The 19,072-nt window shown below is 59.7% G+C and carries 19 protein-coding genes; 3 read left to right on the forward strand and 16 right to left on the reverse strand.

Annotation, left to right across the window (positions count from 1 at the left end; translation table 11 throughout):
- The first annotated feature begins 7 nt into the window (after nt 1-7).
- Nucleotides 8-433 (forward strand): hypothetical protein, encoded by a 426-nt coding sequence (locus GR212_RS05060; RefSeq protein WP_163985368.1) that lies wholly within the window; start codon nt 8-10, stop codon nt 431-433.
- Between the two features lie 95 nt (nt 434-528).
- Here the strand turns inward: GR212_RS05060 and GR212_RS05065 are convergent, their stop codons facing one another.
- From GR212_RS05065 to GR212_RS05100, 8 genes are all read right to left on the reverse strand, one after another.
- Nucleotides 529-1,569, reverse strand: a complete 1,041-nt coding sequence (locus GR212_RS05065) for an LLM class flavin-dependent oxidoreductase (protein ID WP_163985369.1) — start codon at nt 1,567-1,569, stop codon at nt 529-531.
- A gap of 12 nt (nt 1,570-1,581) precedes the next feature.
- Nucleotides 1,582-2,520, reverse strand: a complete 939-nt coding sequence (locus GR212_RS05070; RefSeq protein ID WP_163985370.1) for a transporter substrate-binding domain-containing protein — start codon at nt 2,518-2,520, stop codon at nt 1,582-1,584.
- Nucleotides 2,521-2,595: 75 nt separating this feature from the next.
- The gene (locus tag GR212_RS05075; protein ID WP_163985371.1) at nt 2,596-3,540 is read right to left on the reverse strand and encodes an ABC transporter substrate-binding protein; all 945 of its coding nucleotides are present in this window, start codon (nt 3,538-3,540) and stop codon (nt 2,596-2,598) included.
- A gap of 90 nt (nt 3,541-3,630) precedes the next feature.
- Complete coding sequence (locus GR212_RS05080) at nt 3,631-5,409, reverse strand: amino acid ABC transporter permease/ATP-binding protein (protein ID WP_163985372.1); 1,779 nt, start codon at nt 5,407-5,409, stop codon at nt 3,631-3,633.
- 40 nt (nt 5,410-5,449) lie between these two features.
- Nucleotides 5,450-5,998 (reverse strand): GNAT family N-acetyltransferase, encoded by a 549-nt coding sequence (locus tag GR212_RS05085; RefSeq protein WP_163985373.1) that lies wholly within the window; start codon nt 5,996-5,998, stop codon nt 5,450-5,452.
- A gap of 8 nt (nt 5,999-6,006) precedes the next feature.
- The gene (locus tag GR212_RS05090) at nt 6,007-7,206 is read right to left on the reverse strand and encodes a M20 aminoacylase family protein (protein WP_163985374.1); all 1,200 of its coding nucleotides are present in this window, start codon (nt 7,204-7,206) and stop codon (nt 6,007-6,009) included.
- 15 nt (nt 7,207-7,221) lie between these two features.
- Nucleotides 7,222-8,571 (reverse strand): LLM class flavin-dependent oxidoreductase, encoded by a 1,350-nt coding sequence (locus GR212_RS05095; protein WP_163985375.1) that lies wholly within the window; start codon nt 8,569-8,571, stop codon nt 7,222-7,224.
- 23 nt (nt 8,572-8,594) lie between these two features.
- Nucleotides 8,595-9,587, reverse strand: coding sequence for an LLM class flavin-dependent oxidoreductase (locus tag GR212_RS05100; protein WP_163985376.1), 993 nt, complete (start codon nt 9,585-9,587; stop codon nt 8,595-8,597).
- 548 nt (nt 9,588-10,135) lie between these two features.
- Between GR212_RS05100 and GR212_RS05105 the strand changes: the two genes are divergently transcribed.
- Nucleotides 10,136-10,399 carry a glycine--tRNA ligase subunit alpha gene (locus GR212_RS05105; RefSeq protein ID WP_163985377.1) on the forward strand — a complete coding sequence of 88 codons (264 nt, stop codon included), beginning with the start codon at nt 10,136-10,138 and terminating at the stop codon, nt 10,397-10,399.
- A 169-nt stretch (nt 10,400-10,568) separates the two neighbouring features.
- On the opposite strand, the gene GR212_RS05110 is transcribed toward GR212_RS05105, so the two are convergent.
- The 3 genes from GR212_RS05110 to GR212_RS05120 form a co-directional block, all read right to left on the reverse strand.
- Nucleotides 10,569-11,297: a FadR/GntR family transcriptional regulator gene (locus tag GR212_RS05110; protein ID WP_163985378.1), complete on the reverse strand. Its 729-nt coding sequence runs from the start codon at nt 11,295-11,297 to the stop codon at nt 10,569-10,571.
- A gap of 133 nt (nt 11,298-11,430) precedes the next feature.
- Nucleotides 11,431-12,141 (reverse strand): FadR/GntR family transcriptional regulator, encoded by a 711-nt coding sequence (locus GR212_RS05115; RefSeq protein ID WP_163985379.1) that lies wholly within the window; start codon nt 12,139-12,141, stop codon nt 11,431-11,433.
- Entirely contained in the window at nt 12,138-13,580 is a 1,443-nt protein-coding gene (locus GR212_RS05120) for an FAD-binding oxidoreductase (protein WP_163985380.1), read from the reverse strand. Before GR212_RS05120 ends, GR212_RS05115 begins: the two co-directional genes overlap by 4 nt.
- Before the next feature lie 109 nt (nt 13,581-13,689).
- Between GR212_RS05120 and gloA the strand changes: the two genes are divergently transcribed.
- On the forward strand, nt 13,690-14,106 hold the full coding sequence (gene gloA / locus GR212_RS05125) for a lactoylglutathione lyase (RefSeq protein ID WP_163985381.1): 417 nt from the start codon (nt 13,690-13,692) through the stop codon (nt 14,104-14,106).
- 82 nt (nt 14,107-14,188) lie between these two features.
- On the opposite strand, the gene kduD is transcribed toward gloA, so the two are convergent.
- The 5 genes from kduD to GR212_RS05150 form a co-directional block, all read right to left on the reverse strand.
- Nucleotides 14,189-14,953: a 2-dehydro-3-deoxy-D-gluconate 5-dehydrogenase KduD gene (gene kduD / locus GR212_RS05130; protein ID WP_163985382.1), complete on the reverse strand. Its 765-nt coding sequence runs from the start codon at nt 14,951-14,953 to the stop codon at nt 14,189-14,191.
- A complete protein-coding gene (gene kduI, locus GR212_RS05135; protein ID WP_163985383.1) occupies nt 14,950-15,786 on the reverse strand; it encodes a 5-dehydro-4-deoxy-D-glucuronate isomerase in 837 nt (278 codons plus the stop codon). Before kduI ends, kduD begins: the two co-directional genes overlap by 4 nt.
- A gap of 72 nt (nt 15,787-15,858) precedes the next feature.
- Nucleotides 15,859-16,698 (reverse strand): ATP-binding cassette domain-containing protein, encoded by an 840-nt coding sequence (locus tag GR212_RS05140; protein WP_163985384.1) that lies wholly within the window; start codon nt 16,696-16,698, stop codon nt 15,859-15,861.
- The gene (locus tag GR212_RS05145; protein WP_163985385.1) at nt 16,695-17,762 is read right to left on the reverse strand and encodes an ABC transporter permease; all 1,068 of its coding nucleotides are present in this window, start codon (nt 17,760-17,762) and stop codon (nt 16,695-16,697) included. The genes GR212_RS05140 and GR212_RS05145 overlap by 4 nt, the downstream gene beginning before the upstream one ends.
- Nucleotides 17,763-17,894: 132 nt before the next feature.
- Entirely contained in the window at nt 17,895-18,977 is a 1,083-nt protein-coding gene (locus GR212_RS05150) for a substrate-binding domain-containing protein (RefSeq protein ID WP_163985386.1), read from the reverse strand.
- Between the last annotated feature and the right edge of the window lie 95 nt (nt 18,978-19,072).

Below are 19,072 nucleotides of genomic sequence, written 5' to 3' on the forward strand. Positions count from 1 at the left end.
GAATAGCATGACAATCGATGCAACCACTTTCGCCTTTCACGATGTTTCCCTGTGGCCGATCGTGCGCCAATCGGCCCGGTCCGTGCAGCCGGGTTATGCGGCACAATGGGCGCGCGAGATGGACGCCATCCTCGCAATCTCGATGCCTTTCGTCGTCATCATGGAAGGCGATCAGCCTGCCGAGGATCACGAGGATCGCAAGGCACGCGGCATATGGCTGAAGAGAAACAAGGCGGCGCTTGCGGCAATTTGCAGGGCTGTGATCGGGATCGAGGCGAGCGCCATCAAGCGGGCGGCCATGCAAGTGCAGATGAGCCTTGCCACGAAAGCATTCGGCACGAGGATGGAGATCGTCGCGTCCCAGGAAGACGCCCTGCAGCTGGCGGAGCGAATCCTTGCCGGAACGGAAGATACACGCCCGTCCATCGGCTAGCGGATCAAAACGTCCGCGCCGTCCTCAGCGCGGCATCATCCAGGCCGGATCGGCAATCTGCCGATCCGGTTGCGCGGTTTTCTATCCCACAGACATCAGGATGCCGACCGGCGCAGGAGCGCGGGTTCTTTCCAGCCAATCTCCGGAGCGATCAACGTTACGAAGTCGTGAATGATCTGCCGATACTCCTCGTCGTGGAACTCGTAGGGCAGCTCCAGCCGGAATTCATTGACATGGGGCAGGATCGGATCGTTGCGCAGGCGCTCCAGAATCTCCTCCGACGAGCCGACGAGATCGCGCGCGAAAAGCGTGCGGCGCTCGCCTTGCGGAGACAGCGTTCGCTCATGGCGGCCGGCGGCATAGTCGGTATAGCGCTTGCGCGTCACGGCGTCGGCGCTGTCGAAGGGTACGATGACCCGGCCGAGCGCCACGCGCCTCGTATCGCCGCCGGAGTTCCGATAGGTTTCCAGCTGCCGCGACTGCGCGACGAAGAAATCGTCGGTCTGCTCCCCCGTCGTGACATTGCCGATCAGCAGGTTGAAACCGTTGCGCCCTGCCCATTCGGCCGAACGCAGCGAGCCGCCGCCATACCAGATGCGATCGATCAATCCCTTCGCATAGGGCTGCAGACGCGGACGCTGCGGACCGAACGGCGTCTTGATGACCGTATCCTGATTGCCGATATAGGCGCCCTTCAAATTATCGGCAAAGCGCAGCACTCTCTGATGGGAGAAATCATGGCTTTCCCAGTCGCCATCGAAAGCGAGCGGGCCGATCAGGTCCGCATGCAGCGGACGGCCGGCGCTGAGGCCGATATTCAATCGCCCACGCGACAGCACATCCACGGTCGCCAGATCCTCGGCAAGCCGATAGGGGCTTTCATAGCCGATGGGTATGACGGCCGTGCCGAGCTCGATGTGGCGCGTGCGCTGTGTCGCTGCCGCGAGAAAGGCGCTCGCCGAGGAGATGCCGGGTTCGAGATGCCGCTGGCGAACCCAGGCGCTGTTGAAGCCCCTGCCTTCTCCGTATTCGAGCAATTGCAGGGTTTGCTCCAGGCCCGCTAACGGATCTTCATCCGGATAGTTTCCTGGCGTGAGAAAGCCGATGTGGCTGATCGATGGGGCTGGGCGGCTCATGCAGCTATCTCCTCAAAATTTCGGCAGGCCCGGCGGATTGGTTTCCGACTTCGGCAAGGCTTCTTCCGCAAGATGCCAATGGTCGAGGATCCTCGCGTAGCTGCCATCCTTGATCAGCCCGTTCGTTGCGAGGGTGAGGGCGGCCGCCAATCCGCTGCCCTTGCGCGTGGCGATCGCGACATCCGAGCGATCCGGCCAGCCGGCGCTCAACGTACCCACGCGCTTGATGTTCTTGTCGCGGGCGGCGATGTAGACCAGCTGGGCGTGCGGCTGCACGATGACTTCGGCGCGATCCGACTGGAGGGCCAGGAGGCTTGCCGCATCATCGTCGTAATATTGCAGCTCGATCGGCTTCAGGCCGGCTTTGACATCCTCGTCGCTCCATTTCAGCAGAATTCGCTCCTGATTGGTGCCGGCACCGACGATGATGCGCAGGCCCGCCGCATCCTTCGGCTCCTTGATGCCAGTGATCTTGCTGTCGGTTTTGACGAAGAATCCATGCAGGCCCTGTCGGTAGGTGGAGAAATCGAACTTCTCCTTGCGCTGTTCGGTCACCCCGACATTGGAGATGACGGCATCGTATTTGCCCGAGGTCAGCCCGAGCGGCCAGTCGATCCAGGCGACCGGGACAAGCTCGAGCTTCAATCCGAGCGCGTCGGCGATGGCGGAGGCATAGTCAGGATCCGCCCCGACCACGGTCTTGGCATCCGTTGCATAGGTCGCAAGCGGAGGCCCGCTGGGCGCCACCGCCACGGTGAACGTCCCTGGCGTGACAAACTTGAAATCCTTGGGGATCGCGGCGATGGCGGCCTCGTCCTTGGCCGCATGAACACGCCCGGGCTGTTCAGGACCGAGATCGAACTCGTCGGCGGCGTGAACGGCACCGACTCCGATCAGGGAAACCGTCGCTACAGCGGCAAATATGGTTTTGAGATTGGGAAAGAAAGTCACGAACAGGTCGCTCCATGAATGAGACAGGGAGCGGATCGACGCGGGCCCCACCGGCGCCGATCCGCTCTACCAACATTACGAACCGCTCTTCGGCAGGCCCGCAGGGTTGGTCTTGGACTGATCGATCGCCTCGGCGCTCAGGCTCCAGTGCTTGAGCACCTCACCGTACTTGCCGTCCTTGATCAGATCATTGAGTGCGAGGGTGACGGCGTCAGCCAATCCGGCTCCCTTCTTCGTCGTCACGGCGATTTCCGCCGTCAGTGGCCAGCCACCGGATACGATGCCCACGAGCTTCCTCGTACCGTTGATAGCCGCGTTGTAGGCCTGCGTCGCATTCGGATTGAATTCGACATCGGCGCGACCGGACTGCAGCGCGAGATCGGCAGCGGCGCGGTCGTCATAATACTGCACCTCGATGGGCTTCAGCCCGGCCGCCACATTTTCCCGGTCCCATTCGAGAATGATCTTCTCCTGGTTGGTGCCGGCGCCGGTGATGACCTTGAGACCGGCTACGTCCTTCGGTTCCTTGATCGACGTGATCTTGCTGTCGGCCTTCACGTAAAAGCCGAGCACGTCCTTGCGATAGGTCGAGAAATCGAATTTCTCCTTGCGCTCCTCGGTAACGGTCACGTTGGAGATGACGGCGTCATATTTGCCGGAGGAAACGCCGAGCGGCCAGTCTTCCCAGGCGACAGGCACCAGCTCGAGCTGGAGGCCGAGGGAATCGGCAAGCAGTTGGGCGAGATCCGGGTCGCCGCCGACGACGGTCTTGGCATCGGTCGCATAGGTGGCGATCGGCGGGTCCCAGGGGTTGATCGCCACCGTGAACTTGCCGGGATTGACGAACTTGAAGCTCGGCGCGATCGCCTTGATCGCCGCCTCGTCCTTCTCCGCTCTGACGCGATTGGACGTATCCGGGCTGAGATTGAACTTTTCGGCCGCACCGGCCGTCGTGCAACTCATCACCACCGCGGTTAACACGCCGGCAAAAGCATATTTTGCTCTATCAATGAATGCCATTTCCCTTCTCCTTTTCAATTTTAAGTTGTTTATATTGTTGTCGTTGTCCAGACGCCTGACGTCAGGTCGTCCGATGGCTGCCTGTGTCTGCTAGAGAACCTTGGCGAGGAAGGCGCGGGTACGCGGGTGCCTCGCATCGTTGAAAACCTGTACCGGCGAGCCGGTCTCGATGATGTGCCCGCCTTCCATGAAGACGACGGTATCGGCGACCTCGCGAGCAAAGCCGATCTCGTGGGTGACGATCACAAGGGTCGTGCCGGTGCGGGCAAGCTCCTTGATCACGTCGAGCACTTCGCCGACGAGTTCCGGATCGAGCGCCGAGGTCGGCTCGTCGAACAGCAGTACCTTCGGCCGGAGCGCCAGAGCACGAGCGATCGCCACACGCTGCTGCTGGCCGCCGGAAAGCTGGCGTGGATAGGCATCGATCTTGTCGCTGAGGCCGACGCGAGCGAGCAGCTCGTGTGCGAATGCGATAGCCTCATCCCGGCTCAGCCCACGCACCTGAATCGGCGCCTCGATAAGGTTTTCCAAAACAGTGAGATGCGGGAACAGATTGAAGTTCTGGAAGACCATGCCGATGTCGGTCCGCCGCCTCAGGATATCCTTCTCCTTGAGCTCGTAGAGCACATCGCCCTTCTGCGTATAGCCGACGAGTTCGCCATCCACCGAGATGAACCCGCTGTCGACGCGCTCCAGATGATTGATGGCGCGCAGCAAGGTCGATTTTCCGGATCCCGACGGACCTATGATGGCGGTCACGCTGCTGGCAGGCAGGTTGAGCTCGATGTTGTCGAGGACTTTGAGCGTGCCGAAGCTCTTCGATATACCGTGGATGCGCACGGCCCCACCCTTCGCACGCCAGTCGGCAGGATTCTTCTGGCTTCCAAGGCTCCCGATGCCTGCCTTCGTGGAGACTACCGTCGACGCACGACGCAAGCGCTGGAAATAGGCCTGGAAGGGCAAGGGCGTCGGATTGCGCACCGCTCCCTTCGAAAAATAGCGCTCGATGTAGTGCTGCGCGATCGACAGCACCGTCATGATGACGAGATACCAGACCGTCGCCACCATCAGCAGCGGGATGACTTCCAGATTGCGGCGGTAGATGACCTGCACCGTGTAGAAGAGCTCCGGCAGCGCCAGCACGTAGACCATGGACGTGCTCTTGGCGAGACCGATGATCTCGTTGAAGCCGGTGGGAAGAATGGAGCGCATCGCCTGTGGCAGAACGATGCGAAAGGCCTGCCGGCGACGTGACAGGCCGAGGGCGGCCGCCGCCTCCAGTTGCCCCTGGTCGACCGAAAGGATGCCGCCGCGAACGATTTCCGCGAAGAAGGCCGACTGATTGAGCGTCAGTCCGAGAAAGGCTGCGGCAAACGGCGTCAACAGCTGCGTGGTCGGGTAATCGAACAGCACCTTGTCGGTGAAGGGGACGCCGATGCTAATGGTTTCATAGAGATAGCCGAGATTGTTGAGAACCAGCAACAACACAATCATCGGGATCGAGCGCAGCAGCCAGATATAACCCCAGGAGAGGCTTGCTAGCAGCGGCGACTTCGATACGCGCGCCAGCGCCAGCGCCGTACCGAGAATGGAGCCGGAAACCGCCGCGAGCGCCGTCAGAAGCAGCGTCCTGCCGAGGCCCACCAGCACCGGCTCGGCAAAGAACCATTCCGCGAAAACATTCCAGCCCCAGCGCGGATTGGTGAAGGTGGAATAGAGGATGACCGATATGACAAGTGCGGCGAAAATCGTGCCCGCAATGCGTCCGGGGTGCCGCGCGGGCACGATGCGGTAACGCGAATAATCCGTCTTCGTCTCGGCGGTTCCCGTGCCGGGATCGACACTCGCAAAATCCGTCGTTAGCGCCATGATGCTTACCCCTTATGATTGTGATTGATCCGGCTCGCCGTTATCGGCCGGCGGCGGCCAGACGTTGCTGCGATCCGGAGGCTTCGGCGGCATAGGACAAGGCCAGGCGGCTGATATCCTTCTCGAAAGGCAGGCTCTTGTAGACTTCCGGATCGACCGACGTGTCGAAGAGCGCGGTGTAGCCGTTGGTCAGATAGAGGCCGACGGCCTCGGGCTGGCGGAAGCCCGTCGTCAGATAGATGCGGTGATAGCCCTGCCGCGCCGCCTGGGCCTCCAGCTCGACGAGCAGCGTTCGCGCCAATCCCTGACGACGAAGATCGTGCCGTGTCCAGATGCGTTTGAATTCCGCGGTGTGGTCGTCGTAGTGCTTGAACGCCCCACCGCCGATGGTCTCGCCGTCCCGCAACAACAGCAGGAAGTTGCCGTGCGGCGGCGAAAAGGCCTCCGGCGGATAGCGATTGAGTTCGGCCGCCGCACCCTCTGCGTTGAAATAGGTGCCATAGCGACTGTCATACTCATGGATCAGCTCGTCGATCAGCGGCTTCGCGCGCGGATCGACCGGGGTCGTATAAAGAAACGTATCGCTCATGTCGGTCGTCACCTGTTGTCATCCGCAAGGAAAGTTTCGGCGAGCCGCACCCAATAGCGGGCCGCGGGCGCGATGATGGCGTCGTTGAAATTGTAGTGGGCGCTGTGCAGCGGCGCGCTGTCGCCGTTGCCGACGAAGAGGTAGCTTCCAGGCTTGGCCTGCAGCAGGAACGCAAAGTCTTCGCTTGCCGTGCGCGGCCGGAAATCCGCCTCGATCGCCGCCGGGCCAAGCGCCTGCACCGCGACGTCGCGGGCAAAAGCCGTCTCGTCCGCATGGTTGACCAAGGCCGGAAAGCCCAGGCGATAGTTGACCTCGGCGACGGCTCCGAAGCTTTCCGCCTGCGCCCGTGCCAGTGCCGGAATGCGCTCCTGAAGTTTCGCGCGCACCCCTTCGCTGAAAGCGCGCATGGTCAGCTTCAACTCGACGCTTTCCGGAATGACGTTCGATGCGGAGCCCGCATGAATCGAGCCCACCGTCGCCACGGCCATGTCCTGCGGATCGATATTGCGCGAAACGACGCTTTGCAGAGCCGTGATGAACGAAGCCGACGCCAAAACGGGGTCGACGGCCCGATGCGGTTCGGCACCATGACCGCCCTTGCCGACGATCTTGATAACCGCCTGGTCGACGGAGGCCATCGCTGGGCCGGCAACGAAGCCGAATTGCCCTTCGGGAACGCCGGGCCAATTATGCAGACCGAAGACGGCATCGACCGGAAAGCGATCGAAAAGCCCTTCCGACAGCATCTTGCGCGCACCCGCGCCGATCTCCTCGGCCGGCTGGAAAATCAGGCGCAAGGTGCCGCTGAAACTGCCGCTTTCCGCAAGATAGCGGGCAGCGGCCAGCAGGATGGACGTGTGCCCATCATGTCCGCAGGCATGCATGACACCAGGATTGCTGCTGGCGTAATCGAGCCCGGTTGCCTCCTCGATGGGCAGCGCGTCCATATCGGCGCGGATGCCGATACTTCGATTTCCACCTCCCCGCTTCAGAGTCGCGACAACGCCGGTGCCGGCGATGCCCGTTGCAACCTCATAGCCCCAGTCGGCAAGAAGCGACGCGACCTTCTTGGCGGTTCGGTGCTCCTGGAAGGCGAGCTCGGGATATTGATGCAGATCGTGCCTCAGCGCGATGATCTCGTCGATATAGGCGGCAATCCCTGCCTCGACTTGATCCGTGACCGAAGCGGACTTGATGATGGCGTTCATGGCGATCGTCCGGGCTCAGGCGCCCACGGCCTTTGCGGGTTCGATGCCATCGGGCTCTGCCGCGTAGCGGCTTTCGCGGAACGGCAGGCCAAGGTGATCGCGCAGCGTCTCGCCCTTCAGTACCGGATCGAAATAGCCACGCTCCGTCAGGATCGGCAGGACATGCTTGGAGAAATCGTCGAAGCCTTCACCAATGACGGGGAAGCCGAGGATGAAGCCGTCCGCACCCTCCTCATCCACCCAGCGGATGATCTCGCTGGCAATGTGCTCGGCGGTGCCGATGAAGGAGGTGCGCGGCGTTGCGGCATCGAGCGCCACCTGACGCAGGGTAAGCCCCTTCTCCCGCGCCGTCTTCTTGATCCGATCGGTCGTGGCGCGGAAATTGTTGCGGCCGATGTCGCCGAGATCGGGGAACGGCTCATCGAGCGGATAGGCGCTGAAGTCGTGATGGTCGAAGAAGCGGCCGAGATAGGCGAGCGCCTCTTCGATGGTGACAAGATTGCGGATCGCCAGGTATTTGGCGTCCGCCTCCTCCTGGGTCGCGCCGACGATCGGTCCGATGCCGGGGAAGATGCCGACATCGGCAGCACTGCGGCCATGCGCGATCGCGCTCTGCTTCACCTGCTTGTAGAAGGTCTTGGCGTCTTCGAGCGGCCCGCCATTGGTGAAGACGGCGTCCGCATGTTTGCCGGCAAGCCGGATGCCGGAATCGGACGCGCCGGCCTGAAACACCACCGGTTGGCCCTGCTTGGAGCGACCGATATTAAGAGGGCCTTCGATGCGGAAAAAGCGGCCCTTGTGGTTCAGGCGATGCAGCTTGGACTTGTCGGCATAGACGCCGGTCTCGCGATCGCGCACGAAAGCGTCGTCGTCCCAGGAGTCCCACAGCCCCTTGATGGCATCGAGATATTCATCGGCGATCTCGTAGCGCAGCTCATGCTCGGGATGCTCGCGGCTATAATTGCGGCCGGACCCTTCGAGCGGCGACGTCACCGCGTTCCAGCCGGCGCGACCGCCGCTGATGACATCAAGCGAGGCGAATTGGCGGGCAATGGTGAAGGGATCGCTGTAGGACGTCGAAACCGTACCGACCAGACCGAGCTTCGTCGTAAAGGCAGCGAGCGCAGAGAGGATGGTCAGCGGCTCGAACCGGTTGAGGAAATGCGGGATCGACTGTTCGTTGATATAGAGCCCGTCCGCGACAAAGGCGAAGGCAATGCCGGCATCTTCCGCCTTGCGGGCCGTCTTAACGAAGAAGTTCAGATTGGTGCTGGCGTCGGCTGGAACGCTTGGATGCTTCCAGGCATTCATGTGGCCGCCCGGGCCTTGCAGCATGATACCGAAAGTGACGTGTTTTTGAACCATGATGATTCTCCTGGGGTAGGTGCTCAGGCCACGAGCGAAAGGCGCTCTTTGGCGAGCAGTTCTATGGAGTTGAGCCGTTCGGCCGCCGTCAGAGCCGGGGTGTCGAGCACGAACTCCTCGACGCCGTAGCGGCGATGGAGCGTGTCGAGTTCATCGCGGATCTGCGCTGCCGTGCCGTGCAGCACGCTTGGCGCCTTTTCCTCGGTGCGGAAATCCGAAAAGCCCGCCTGGCGCGCGAATTCCGCCGCCTGTTCCTGGGTGCCGACATTGACGCTCTGGCCATTGGGCAGGAAGAGCTTGACGATGCGCAGCTGGCCGACGCGTTCCTTGGCATGAGCTTCGCTTTCGGCTGCAAAGGCAGCGAGCGCCAGGATCGGAACTTTACCGCCGGTCGCATGTTCATAGGCTTCGAAAGTCTTCTTGAGATTTTCCGGATCGCCGTTCAGATGGCCGGCGAACACCAATGTCCAGCCCTTCTCGGCTGCGAGTTTCGCGCTTTCGACGCTGGCGCCAAGGAGAAAGCGCTCCGGCGAGCGTGGCGGAAATGGCGTCGCCAAGGCACCCTCGGAATGGGGATCGGCGGCGAAGTAGGCGTTGATATCGGATAGCTGCTCCGCGAAATCGGGCTTTTTTTCAGGGTCGAAGGCACGCTGCAGCGCGCGCGTCGACAGCGGAAACCCGCCCGGCGCCTTGCCGACGCCGAGGTCGATGCGGCCAGGCGCAAGCGAGGCCAGAAGGTTAAAGGCCTCGGCGACCTTATAGGCGCTGTAATGCTGAAGCATCACGCCGCCCGAACCGATGCGGATCTTCGATGTCCTGGCGAGAAGATAGGCAATCAGAACTTCGGGCGCCGAACTTGCGAGGTTTGCCATATTGTGGTGCTCGGCGACCCAGAAGCGATGATAGCCGAGTTCTTCGGCCCTGATGGCCAGGCGCGTCGTGGCGCCGAGCGCATCGGTGGCGCTGAGCCCCTGTTCGATCGGGCTCTTGTCGAGAAGGCTGAGGAGATAAGACATGCCGTTTCATCCATGTTCGCACTCAATGCCGACCACCGAATGCTGTAATCTATAAAAAACATAGATTTTAAGTTATTTAAGAAACAGCTTTCTTTTTCTTCCGCCAGATGCGGAAAAAATCGGCAATTGCATGCAGGCTGGTGGATGCAGCCGCAACAAATGTCACCCGGCGAGGGTTGCGCGACTGGTTGCACCCAAACAGATGTCACAGTTGCTAGATGCGACCGAAATGCGGGCGCCGCCGGCGATAGCCTCGCAAGGGATCGGCCCCATGGCGCCCCAATCGACGTTTCGGTCGCGCTGAGAAGCTTGCTCCGCAGTATCGTTGGATACGGCGAGGATCGGATCCAAACTATGAGACAACTTGGATTCGCGAGGACCGGGAATTGAAATCGGGCCAGCCGAGCTTGAGCCTATCGACCTAATTCACGACTTGTAAAAGTACGATTTCGATGATTGGATTGCTGCCGGTTCGGATAAATGTCCGAGTACGACCAAGACGTTGACAGCATAACAGTAACGCTGGATTGTCCGAGTTGGAGTGTGCGATGAAGCGTCTGATATTAGCGGTATCGCTGAGCGCCGTTCTTGCGTCCTGTCAGGCTGGCGGTGCTGCGCTGAAGCCCATTCCAGGAAGTATTACCTATGGTGGGCAGCCGACACAGCGTCTGATGAAATCGCCTATCGGCAGTTTGGTTCCCCATGACTTTACAGATCAATGGGGCGAGCGCGTTCGAGAGACATACATATTGCAACCGGACCGAAGCTTGAAACTGGTGGATCGAGTTTACCTAGACGATCCGCCTGGCTGATTGGCGGCGGCAGACCTTGGCGAACAAGGCTCCCCAAATTCTTATCTTTAGAGTGCGCATTGGAGCTTAGTCGTCGATAGCCATGGTCTCCATATGTGAGATGGCAGCTCTCAGCTGTCCGGATCCCAGCAGGCCGGATAAGCTCGCGATTGGCGCCGATTTCGACAGGCTATAGGCCGCTGACCGCCACCTGCCGTAACTGTTCGAACCGAGCAATGCTTTCCGACAAATGCGTTCGCATCGTGCTGCGAGCCGCAGCCTCATCTTTGTTTCGGATCGCCTCGAATATCGCGCGATGTTCCCGAGTCATACGAGCAGTGTGGACCCCGCGCTCCTCCTCTGACAGCAGATCAAGGCGAGCCCACTGGCGGGGGATCATCGCGCTTTCGTAGGCATCGAAGACGCGGGCGTAGTAAGGGTTGCGGGACGCCACCATGATCGACCGGTGAAACGCGAAATCCTCCTTGGCGCCGTATCCGCCATCCGCGATCGCCGAGTCGATCGCATCCAGACAAAACTGAAGTCTTGCAATGTCTTGGTCGCAGGAGCGCAATGCGGCAAGCGCGACTGCTTCGCACTCTATTCCGAGCCGTAATTCCAGCACATTAAGCACGTCATCGATGGTTTCGAGATCATTCGGGACGATAGAAAACGCCGGGGGTTTGGGGTCGTTGGTGACAACTGCACCATATCCCTGCCGCGTTACGATCAACCCCTTGGCGCGCAAGGTTGCGAGCGCCTCGCGCACGACCGTCCGGCTGACGCCCGTGGCCTTCATAATCGCTTGCTCGGTCGGCAGCTTCTGCCCAGGCTGAAGGTCCCCGGACTCGATCTGAGCAGCCAGCGTGTTGGCCAGTTCGCTTCGTAGATTGGGAGACTGCTCGATCGCCTTGAACAACTGCCAAACCTTCCTCGTATGTGCGCCTCAAAACAACCTTACATCTATAGGGATGTCGTTTGCCTACTACCTGAGTGTACGAGGAAATGCAAAAAATGGAACGAACTCGCGCGAGCGACAACGCTGGCCAGGTTCAGGAGTTCTCGATTCCCACGCGACCTGCGGCATTGAGCAAGTGCAGCTTCATTGCCGCCTTTGCCCGGGCCTCATCCCCTTCGATGATCGCGTCGAGTATGTTTTGATGCTCCCCAAGAGTGACGGCTGCCAAAACCTCTGACTTCTGCTGATTGCCGGACACGAGAATGCTTTCACGGATCCGCTCAGAGACGAAGACCAAGAACTGCACCATGTACGGGTTCCCGGTTGCAGCGGCGACGGTCCTGTGAAATTCAAGGTCGGTCTTCAACCACATCACGCTCCCGTACGGCGCGCCTTTCATGGTTTCCAACGCGTCGCTCATTGCCCTGAGATCATTGTCGGACCGCCTCAAGGCAGCAAGTCCCGCCGCTTCGACTTCCAGAAAGCCGCGAAGCTCGAAAAGGCTGCGAAAAGCGGCGGTATCGGACATCTCCCCGTGGCTGATCGTCAGGACGGTATCGTTTGCTTCCTCCGCAACGAACGCACCCCGCCCCTGCTGCGACCACACCCGCCCCTCCGAGCGAAGCCGAGCGATCGCCTCACGGATAACGTTTCGGCTGACGCCAAAGGTTGTCGCCAAGGCTTGCTCGGTTGGAAGCTGATCGCCTGGCTTCAGGCGACCCTGAGCTATCTCACGCGTGATCGAGCTGGCTACCAGCGTCGACAAGTGAGGACCGCGATTGACCCTATCAAGCTTCAGCGTCATCGAGAGTTAACCTCCGTTGTGGCTCGCGCTCCATAGATTCGACCCTGGCTCAGTATCTGGTGGGGATCGAAGCTGTTCTTGATGCTTCTGGCAATATCCAGGGTAACGTCGTCAACCCGTTGCAAAAAGGCTCCTCTCTTGCCTAAACCGATACCGTGCTCTGCGCTGATCGACCCATCGTGGCGATCAACAACCTCGAACAGGGTGGCCTCGGCCGCGTGAAAGAAGGCGTCAATGTCCTCCGGCGGCATATTGAGCGGCGGCACCACGTTGAGGTGCACGTTGCCGTCTCCGACGTGCCCGTATGTAACGGGCAAGGCGCTGGGATATCTGATGTTCAATTCGATGAGAGCGTCTTTGATGAATTCGGCAAGCCGCGATATGGAGACCGAGACGTCGGATCTCAGGTAGCGCCCTCCGCGCCCCTGCGCTTCCACCATCGTTTCTCGAAGCAGCCAAAGTCGTTGGGATTGAGCCTCGCTCGAAGCCATTGTCCCGTCGATTATGAGTTCGGCTGCATCGGCCAAGAAGCCCTCGACCATTGATCGCACGTCAATACGTCCACCGCCGGATACCTCCATCAGAACGTAAACCGGACAGACCTGGCTTAAAGGATCAAGAAGGTCGCTCCTTGCGGAGACAGCTATATCGATCCCCACACGAAGGATCAGTTCGAATGCTGTCAGCAAGTCGCTGCAATCGCGCCTGGCTCGGGCATAGAGAGCCATCGCGTCCTCGACGGAGCCAAGTCCGATTAGAACTGTTTCGATCTGCTGAGGCCTGGGAAAAATCTTGAAGGCGGCGGCGGTAATGATGCCAAGCGTTCCCTCGCTTCCGATGAACAGCTGTTTCAGGTCATAACCAGTGTTGTTCTTACGGAGCGTTTTCAGGCCGTTCCAAATCCGACCGTCGGGCAGAACCGCCTCAAGGCCGAGTACCAGATCGCGGGTCATACCGTATCGCAGCACATTGAATCCGCCGGCGTTGGTGGCGATGTTGCCACCAATCCTGCAGCTACCCTGGGCTCCGAAGGTGATCGGGAGGATACAGTCCGCCTCCAGCGCTCGGTCCTTTGCGTTCTGAAGCACGCAACCAGCCTCGGCCACCAGGGAGAAATCGATCGGGCTGACTGACCGGACCCTGTCCATTCGCTCCAATGACACGACGAGTTCCTGCCTTGGCACCGCGCCACCCACGAGCCCGGTGAGTCCGCCTTGCGGCACGACATTAATCTGGTTGGCATGGCAGTATGCCATCACCACGCTGACCTCGTCCCGATTGCGGGGCCGTGCCACCGCCAGCGCTGAGCCGCGATATTCACCGGACCAGTCCCCTGAATAGGGCGCAATCAGTTCAGGGGAAGTCAGAAATGTCCCATCAGGCAACTGCGCAACGAGCGCGTCAAGCGTGTTTACCCGACGGTTGACAACCTCCGACATCCTACCTCCCCAATTAATCACGTCTGTCGCGACTATGTTGCTTGCACGGTTATCATACAACAACTATTTTGTCGCCGACACGGGCATTTAGTCCGTTCAGGAGGATAAAATGACCGAAACGAGCAACAATTTTCGAATGATGCACACCATGATCAGGGTGTTCGACCTGGAAAAGTCGATCGCCTTTTATACCGGGCTGCTCGGGATGAAGCTGCTCCGACGCGAGGATTTCGAGGGCGGCAGGTTCACACTCGCATTCGTCGGTTACGGGCCGGAAGATAGCAGCACAGTCGTCGAACTTACCCACAATTGGGATCAGGCGGCTCCATATGAAATCGGAACCGGCTTCGGGCATCTCGCCCTTGGTGTCCGGGACATCTACGGGGTGTGCGCCCAACTCGAAAAGCAAGGAGCCAGCATTCCAAGGCCGCCCGGCCCAATGAAGCACGGGACAACCCACATCGCATTCGTGGAGGATCCGGACGGCTACAAGATTGAACTCATCGACCTCGATACGGCGGGCTGAGCACTGCAAATCGAGACCGGCACGGACATGGGTGCGGCCGGTCTCGACGTCTATTACCGCCATTTTCGATATGCGTGGCGGCTCACCGGGCAAGCCAACCGCCGTCGACCGGTATAACAGTTCCATGCACGTAGTCGGATGCCGATGACGCGAGAAATACGGCAGCCCCGCCAAGCTCGGATGGACTGCCCCATCGCCCTGCTGGTATGCGAGACAGAATACTCGCTGAACGGTCGGGTTCTTCCCGGAGGGCGGTTGTGTTGTTGGTCACGAAATAGCCCGGAGCGATCGCGTTGACATTCACTCCCTTTACAGCCCATTCACATGCGAGCAGACGGGTTATTCCCGCAAGACCGCTCTTCGACGCCGTGTAGGACGGTATCCGGATGCCGCCCTGAAACGACAGCATCGATGCGATATTGATGATCTTTCCTCGCCCCTGCCCGATCATGTAACGTCCGGCGGCCTGGGAAAGAAAGAAGGCAGTCTTTAAGTTCGTGTCGATGACTGCATCCCAGTCCTCCTCGGTGAAATCGACGGCGTCGGCCCGGCGTATGATCCCGGCATTGTTCACCAAGATGTCGAGGCCACCGAACTTCTCTATCGCCTCCGACACGATGCCTTTTACGGGTTCCAGTGATGAGAGATCTGCCGTCACCGTGTGAAATTGCCGCCCGGTTGCCTCGACCAGAGATCTGGTCTCTTCCATGGACGACCGGCCGACCCCCACGACGGACGCACCGGCTTCGGCAAACGCAACCGCGATCGCCTGACCGATGCCTGTATTGGCGCCCGTGACGACCGCAACGCGGCCCGTGAGATCGAAGGCATTGGCCACGTTGCTCATCGAAGGTCCCCAACCGCGATATGGTCCATGTCCGTGAAGCTCTTATTGTCACCGGCCATGGCCCAAATGAAGCTGTAGTTCTTGGTCCCCGCTCCAGAGTGAATGGACCAAGGCGGCGAGATCACGGCCTGATGGTTCGCCACGACGATATGCCGGGTCTGCTGCGGCTCGCCCATGAAATGGAATATCCGCTGATCCGGATCGAGGTCGAAATAGAGATAAGCCTCCATCCGCCGATCATGGGTATGGCTCGGCATCGTATTCCAGACGCTTCCGGTCTCCAGCATAGTGAAGCCCATGGTGAGCTGGCACGACTGGCAGACCTCTGGATGGATATACTGATAGATCGACCGCTTGTTCGCTGTTTCGGGCTCTCCCGGCGTGAGATGGCGAGCGTCAGTCCTGGTCAGGTGAACCGTCGGATGCTTTGCATGGGCAGGAGCCGACACAAGATAGAACCTTGCCGGGTTCTTCTGATCGCGATTTTCAAAGCGGACGTTAAGCGTGCCTTTCCCAACATAGAGGCAATCGAGGTGGGCCACATCATACGTTATTCCATCCACTGTAACGCGTCCGGCTCCGCCAACGTTGAGCACGCCCAGTTCCCGTTCTGCTAGGAAAGAAGATTGACCGACCTCCTTCGGCGTTGAAAGCGTCAGGCCGCCCTCGTCGGGCATGGCGCCACCAACGATCATTCGGTCATAGTGGGAGTAGGTCAGCAGGATTTCTCCGCTCTGGAAGATTCTTTCCACGAGAAAGTGCATGCGGAGCGTTTCGGTATCAAATTCGCGCACGGCATCGGGGTGGGCAGCGTGTCTGACTTCCACTTGCATTTTACTATCCTTGGATTGTGGCGCGGTCCGCGCCGCCTGCTGGCGAACGCGGTACCGGCAAGAAATGTTGGATCAGTGATGCGGAAGCGTGGCCCGGCCCTCCGCAGCTGAGGCAGCCGCAGATATGGCGTTCTTGCCCAACCCCGATTTAACGACCCTGATCAGCTCTTCCTCGGTGGTCTCCGAGGTTGAGGCATCCAGAACGATCTCACCCGCGTGCAGGAAGTTGATGCGATCACAGACTTCGAAGATCTGGTTGTAGTTGTGAACGATCATGATAACAGAGACCTCGCGCTGCCGCCTAAGGTTCTGGATGAGGCCGAGAACATGGGCGCTTTCCCGCACCCCGAGCGCGGCAAGTGGCTCGTCGAGAATCAGGATGCTCGGCGAGGAGTAAATCGAGCGGGCCACTGCTACGCATTGCCGCTGACCACCGGACAGTAGGTCGACCGTGTTGTTGACATCGGGAATATGGATGCCGAGCGTGTCCAGATAGGTGCGCGACAGCGTCCGCATCTTCTTGTTGTCGAGCAGATTGAGGCCAAGAAAGCGCTTCCGCTGCTCACGGCCCAAGAACATGTTGTGATAGATGCTGAGGTCGCCGATCAGTGCCAGATCCTGGTAGACCGTCTCAATTCCCCTGGCCCGGGCATCGCGGGGAGACGCGAAGCGGGTCTCCTCTCCATTCGACAGGATTTTGCCTGTGTCCGGCTGATGGAAGCCGGAAAGGATCTTGATCAGGGTCGACTTTCCAGCGCCATTGTCACCGACAAGGGCGAGGACCTCACCCCGCTTTACCTTCAAGCTTACATCGACAAGAGCTGTCACGGCACCGAAGGACTTGCTGATATGTGATACTTCAAGAACGTTGGGTGCGTCGGCAGCAAGTGGCTTGATTTCCTGTTCCATCATTTCCGCTTCCTCGTACGCAGTCTGTCGACTTGAACATTGAGAACCATGGCCGCGACGATCGCCGCCCCGAGATAGATGTCAGACGTCGTTGCCTGGGCTCCGACCATGACCAATCCGTTGTTGAGAGAAGACACCACGAAGGCGCCGATCATCGCTCCGATCAGCGTACCAGAGCCTCCGAGCAGCGAGGTCCCACCGATAACCGCAGCGGCGATTGCCTGTAGTGTAAGGAACGGGCTGCCCGCCAAGGGATCGGCAGACGAGAATTCCATCGTGTTCAGGACCCCGGCAAAAGCCGCCAATCCCCCCGCGATCATGAAATTGTAGATCTTGATGCGATCCGTCCTGATGCCGATCTCGCGAGAGCCGACGATGTTGCTGCCCGTCGCAATCGTATGAAGGCCGAACGTGGTCTTCGAAAGCACGCCTGCGAGAACGATGACGACCGCTAAAGACCAAAGAAAGGGCGTGAAGGCGGTGATCACGTTCACTGAAAGCAGCGGGCCCAGGGGATCGTACAGGCTTTCGCCGAACATCGAATTGAACGGCTCCTGGATCGGCGCGACAATCGGCTGACTATCGTAGATCGAAACAACAATGCCCTGAAGGAGGAACAGCGTTCCCACGGTGGTGATCAGTGATGGCACGCGAAAACGAACGGTTATGAAGCCGTTGACAAAACCCACAAGGACACCAATGGCGACGCCAGCGATTGCGCCAAGCCACAAGGGAACACCCCAGACGATCGACATCAAGACCATGATGTATGGTGCAAGCGAGAACGTGCTGCTGAGCGAAAGGTCGATCTCGCCAGTGATCATCAGCATGACCTCCGCTGCGGCCACGATGGCCAAACGGCTGGTGTCACGAAGGACGACGCTCATGAACTGCATCGAAAGGAAGCCGCCGCCGCTGGCGATCTGGAAGTAAATGACAAGGACCACGGCGACGACGGCAATGCTTGCCTCCGGGTACTTTGAAAGTAGCGTTGCCAGCCGTTGTCCGGCCGTCAGCCCGGGCTGGGGCGATTTCGATTGGTTGTTTTTCAAATCCACATTCATCATTCTCTTCCCTCCCGCCATAAAAGCGGATGTGGTGCCTTTGGGAATTGGGCACGGCATGCCCTTGGCCCGCGCAGTGGGACGTATCGCGACCTCGGAATTCGGCCGCGATACGATGTGCAAGCGGTGGAGCGCTTACTTGGGTTCGTTCGGCGTGCGCCCCTCGAACCGGGTATCACCAAGATAGGCGTCCACATTCTCTTTGGTGACGTAGGCCTGGCTGGTGTCGCTATTCGCGGGTCCAACGAGGCCGCCCGACAGCTTGTGAAGGTACAACTGCTGGACCGGCAAGAAGCCCTGAAGGTAGGACTGCTGGTCGGTCGTGAAGGTGACGTCTCCCGATTTGATAAAGCCCAGGGTCTGTGGGAACAGGTCAAACCCGGCGACGATGGCCCCCTTCTTTGCCAAGCCGTATTTGTTGGAGATGAACCCGCAGGCGTAGGTATCAGCACCGCCAGTGCCGAACATGCCGTCGACATTGGGATGGCTGAGATGGTAGGCTTCGATGCGGGAGATCGCCGTCTGCGGATCGACGCCGGCGTTGAGGGTCTCGTAGGTCACGCCGTTCCCCGCATCCTTGATCGCCTGAATGTAGCCATCAAGCCTGGGCTGGGTGTTCAAGGCACCGGGCACACCAATAGTCAGCACCACATGTCCGCCTTTGGGGACGAGCTTCAGCCATTTCAGCGCAACATTGTAGCCTGCCTGGAAAAGCGGCTGGCCGATGTAAGACAGGCGCTTGTTCGGACTGCCTTGAGGAACATCGGCGTTGAACGCAACGACCGGGATACCGGCGGCTGTGGCAGCGGCAGTGGCGGCGTCAAAAGCGGTCGGATCGACCAGGCAAACGGCGATGCCGTCAGCCTTCTGGGCAATTGCCGTCTGCATGGCACTGACCATTTCGGAGACGACGCCTTTCTGCGAACCCGTCCACTGATAGCTGCAACCGAACGCCGCACAAGCATCTTGGGCACCGTAGATGGCCGGAGTGAAAAACTGGTCGAGAGTGACGTGGCAAATGAAGAAGAACTTGTAATTCTTTTTCGGCAGTCCGCTCGAAGCCGCATCGGCCGCAAGTGCGGTGCCGCTCTTGGCACCGGCCGCCAAAGCCGCCGCGCCTAAACCCACCTTCGCAGCCAGGCCAAAGGCATCACGCCTGCTCAGGCCTCTGGATGGCTCAATAAATTCCGGATTCTGGTCATCAGACTTATTCGTCACTGCAACCTCCCTATCAAACGACAGGAGCCGCACCTCCCGTGCCCTCTTTTGTCGTCGGGTTACATTGTTGTACGACAAGTTTCATGTCAATATGT

Origin of the sequence: Martinezella lusitana (assembly GCF_010668395.1) — a bacterium.
In the GTDB taxonomy this organism is placed as follows: domain Bacteria; phylum Pseudomonadota; class Alphaproteobacteria; order Rhizobiales; family Rhizobiaceae; genus Rhizobium; species Rhizobium lusitanum_A.

Bases quoted from the DNA above. Each gene is read 5' to 3' on its own strand.
- GR212_RS05060 (WP_163985368.1), top strand. From the start codon at position 8: ATGACAATCGATGCAACCACTTTCGCCTTTCACGATGTTTCCCTGTGG.
- kduD (WP_163985382.1), bottom strand. From the start codon at position 14,953: ATGAGCAACGTGGCCAATGCCTTCGATCTCACGGGCCGCGTTGCGGTC.
- GR212_RS05085 (WP_163985373.1), bottom strand. From the start codon at position 5,998: ATGAGCGATACGTTTCTTTATACGACCCCGGTCGATCCGCGCGCGAAG.
- GR212_RS05115 (WP_163985379.1), bottom strand. From the start codon at position 12,141: ATGACGCTGAAGCTTGATAGGGTCAATCGCGGTCCTCACTTGTCGACG.
- GR212_RS05080 (WP_163985372.1), bottom strand. From the start codon at position 5,409: ATGGCGCTAACGACGGATTTTGCGAGTGTCGATCCCGGCACGGGAACC.
- GR212_RS05145 (WP_163985385.1), bottom strand. From the start codon at position 17,762: ATGATGAATGTGGATTTGAAAAACAACCAATCGAAATCGCCCCAGCCC.
- GR212_RS05095 (WP_163985375.1), bottom strand. From the start codon at position 8,571: ATGGTTCAAAAACACGTCACTTTCGGTATCATGCTGCAAGGCCCGGGC.
- GR212_RS05075 (WP_163985371.1), bottom strand. From the start codon at position 3,540: ATGGCATTCATTGATAGAGCAAAATATGCTTTTGCCGGCGTGTTAACC.
- GR212_RS05100 (WP_163985376.1), bottom strand. From the start codon at position 9,587: ATGTCTTATCTCCTCAGCCTTCTCGACAAGAGCCCGATCGAACAGGGG.
- GR212_RS05065 (WP_163985369.1), bottom strand. From the start codon at position 1,569: ATGAGCCGCCCAGCCCCATCGATCAGCCACATCGGCTTTCTCACGCCA.
- gloA (WP_163985381.1), top strand. From the start codon at position 13,690: ATGACCGAAACGAGCAACAATTTTCGAATGATGCACACCATGATCAGG.
- kduI (WP_163985383.1), bottom strand. From the start codon at position 15,786: ATGCAAGTGGAAGTCAGACACGCTGCCCACCCCGATGCCGTGCGCGAA.
- GR212_RS05140 (WP_163985384.1), bottom strand. From the start codon at position 16,698: ATGATGGAACAGGAAATCAAGCCACTTGCTGCCGACGCACCCAACGTT.
- GR212_RS05090 (WP_163985374.1), bottom strand. From the start codon at position 7,206: ATGAACGCCATCATCAAGTCCGCTTCGGTCACGGATCAAGTCGAGGCA.
- GR212_RS05120 (WP_163985380.1), bottom strand. From the start codon at position 13,580: ATGTCGGAGGTTGTCAACCGTCGGGTAAACACGCTTGACGCGCTCGTT.
- GR212_RS05105 (WP_163985377.1), top strand. From the start codon at position 10,136: ATGAAGCGTCTGATATTAGCGGTATCGCTGAGCGCCGTTCTTGCGTCC.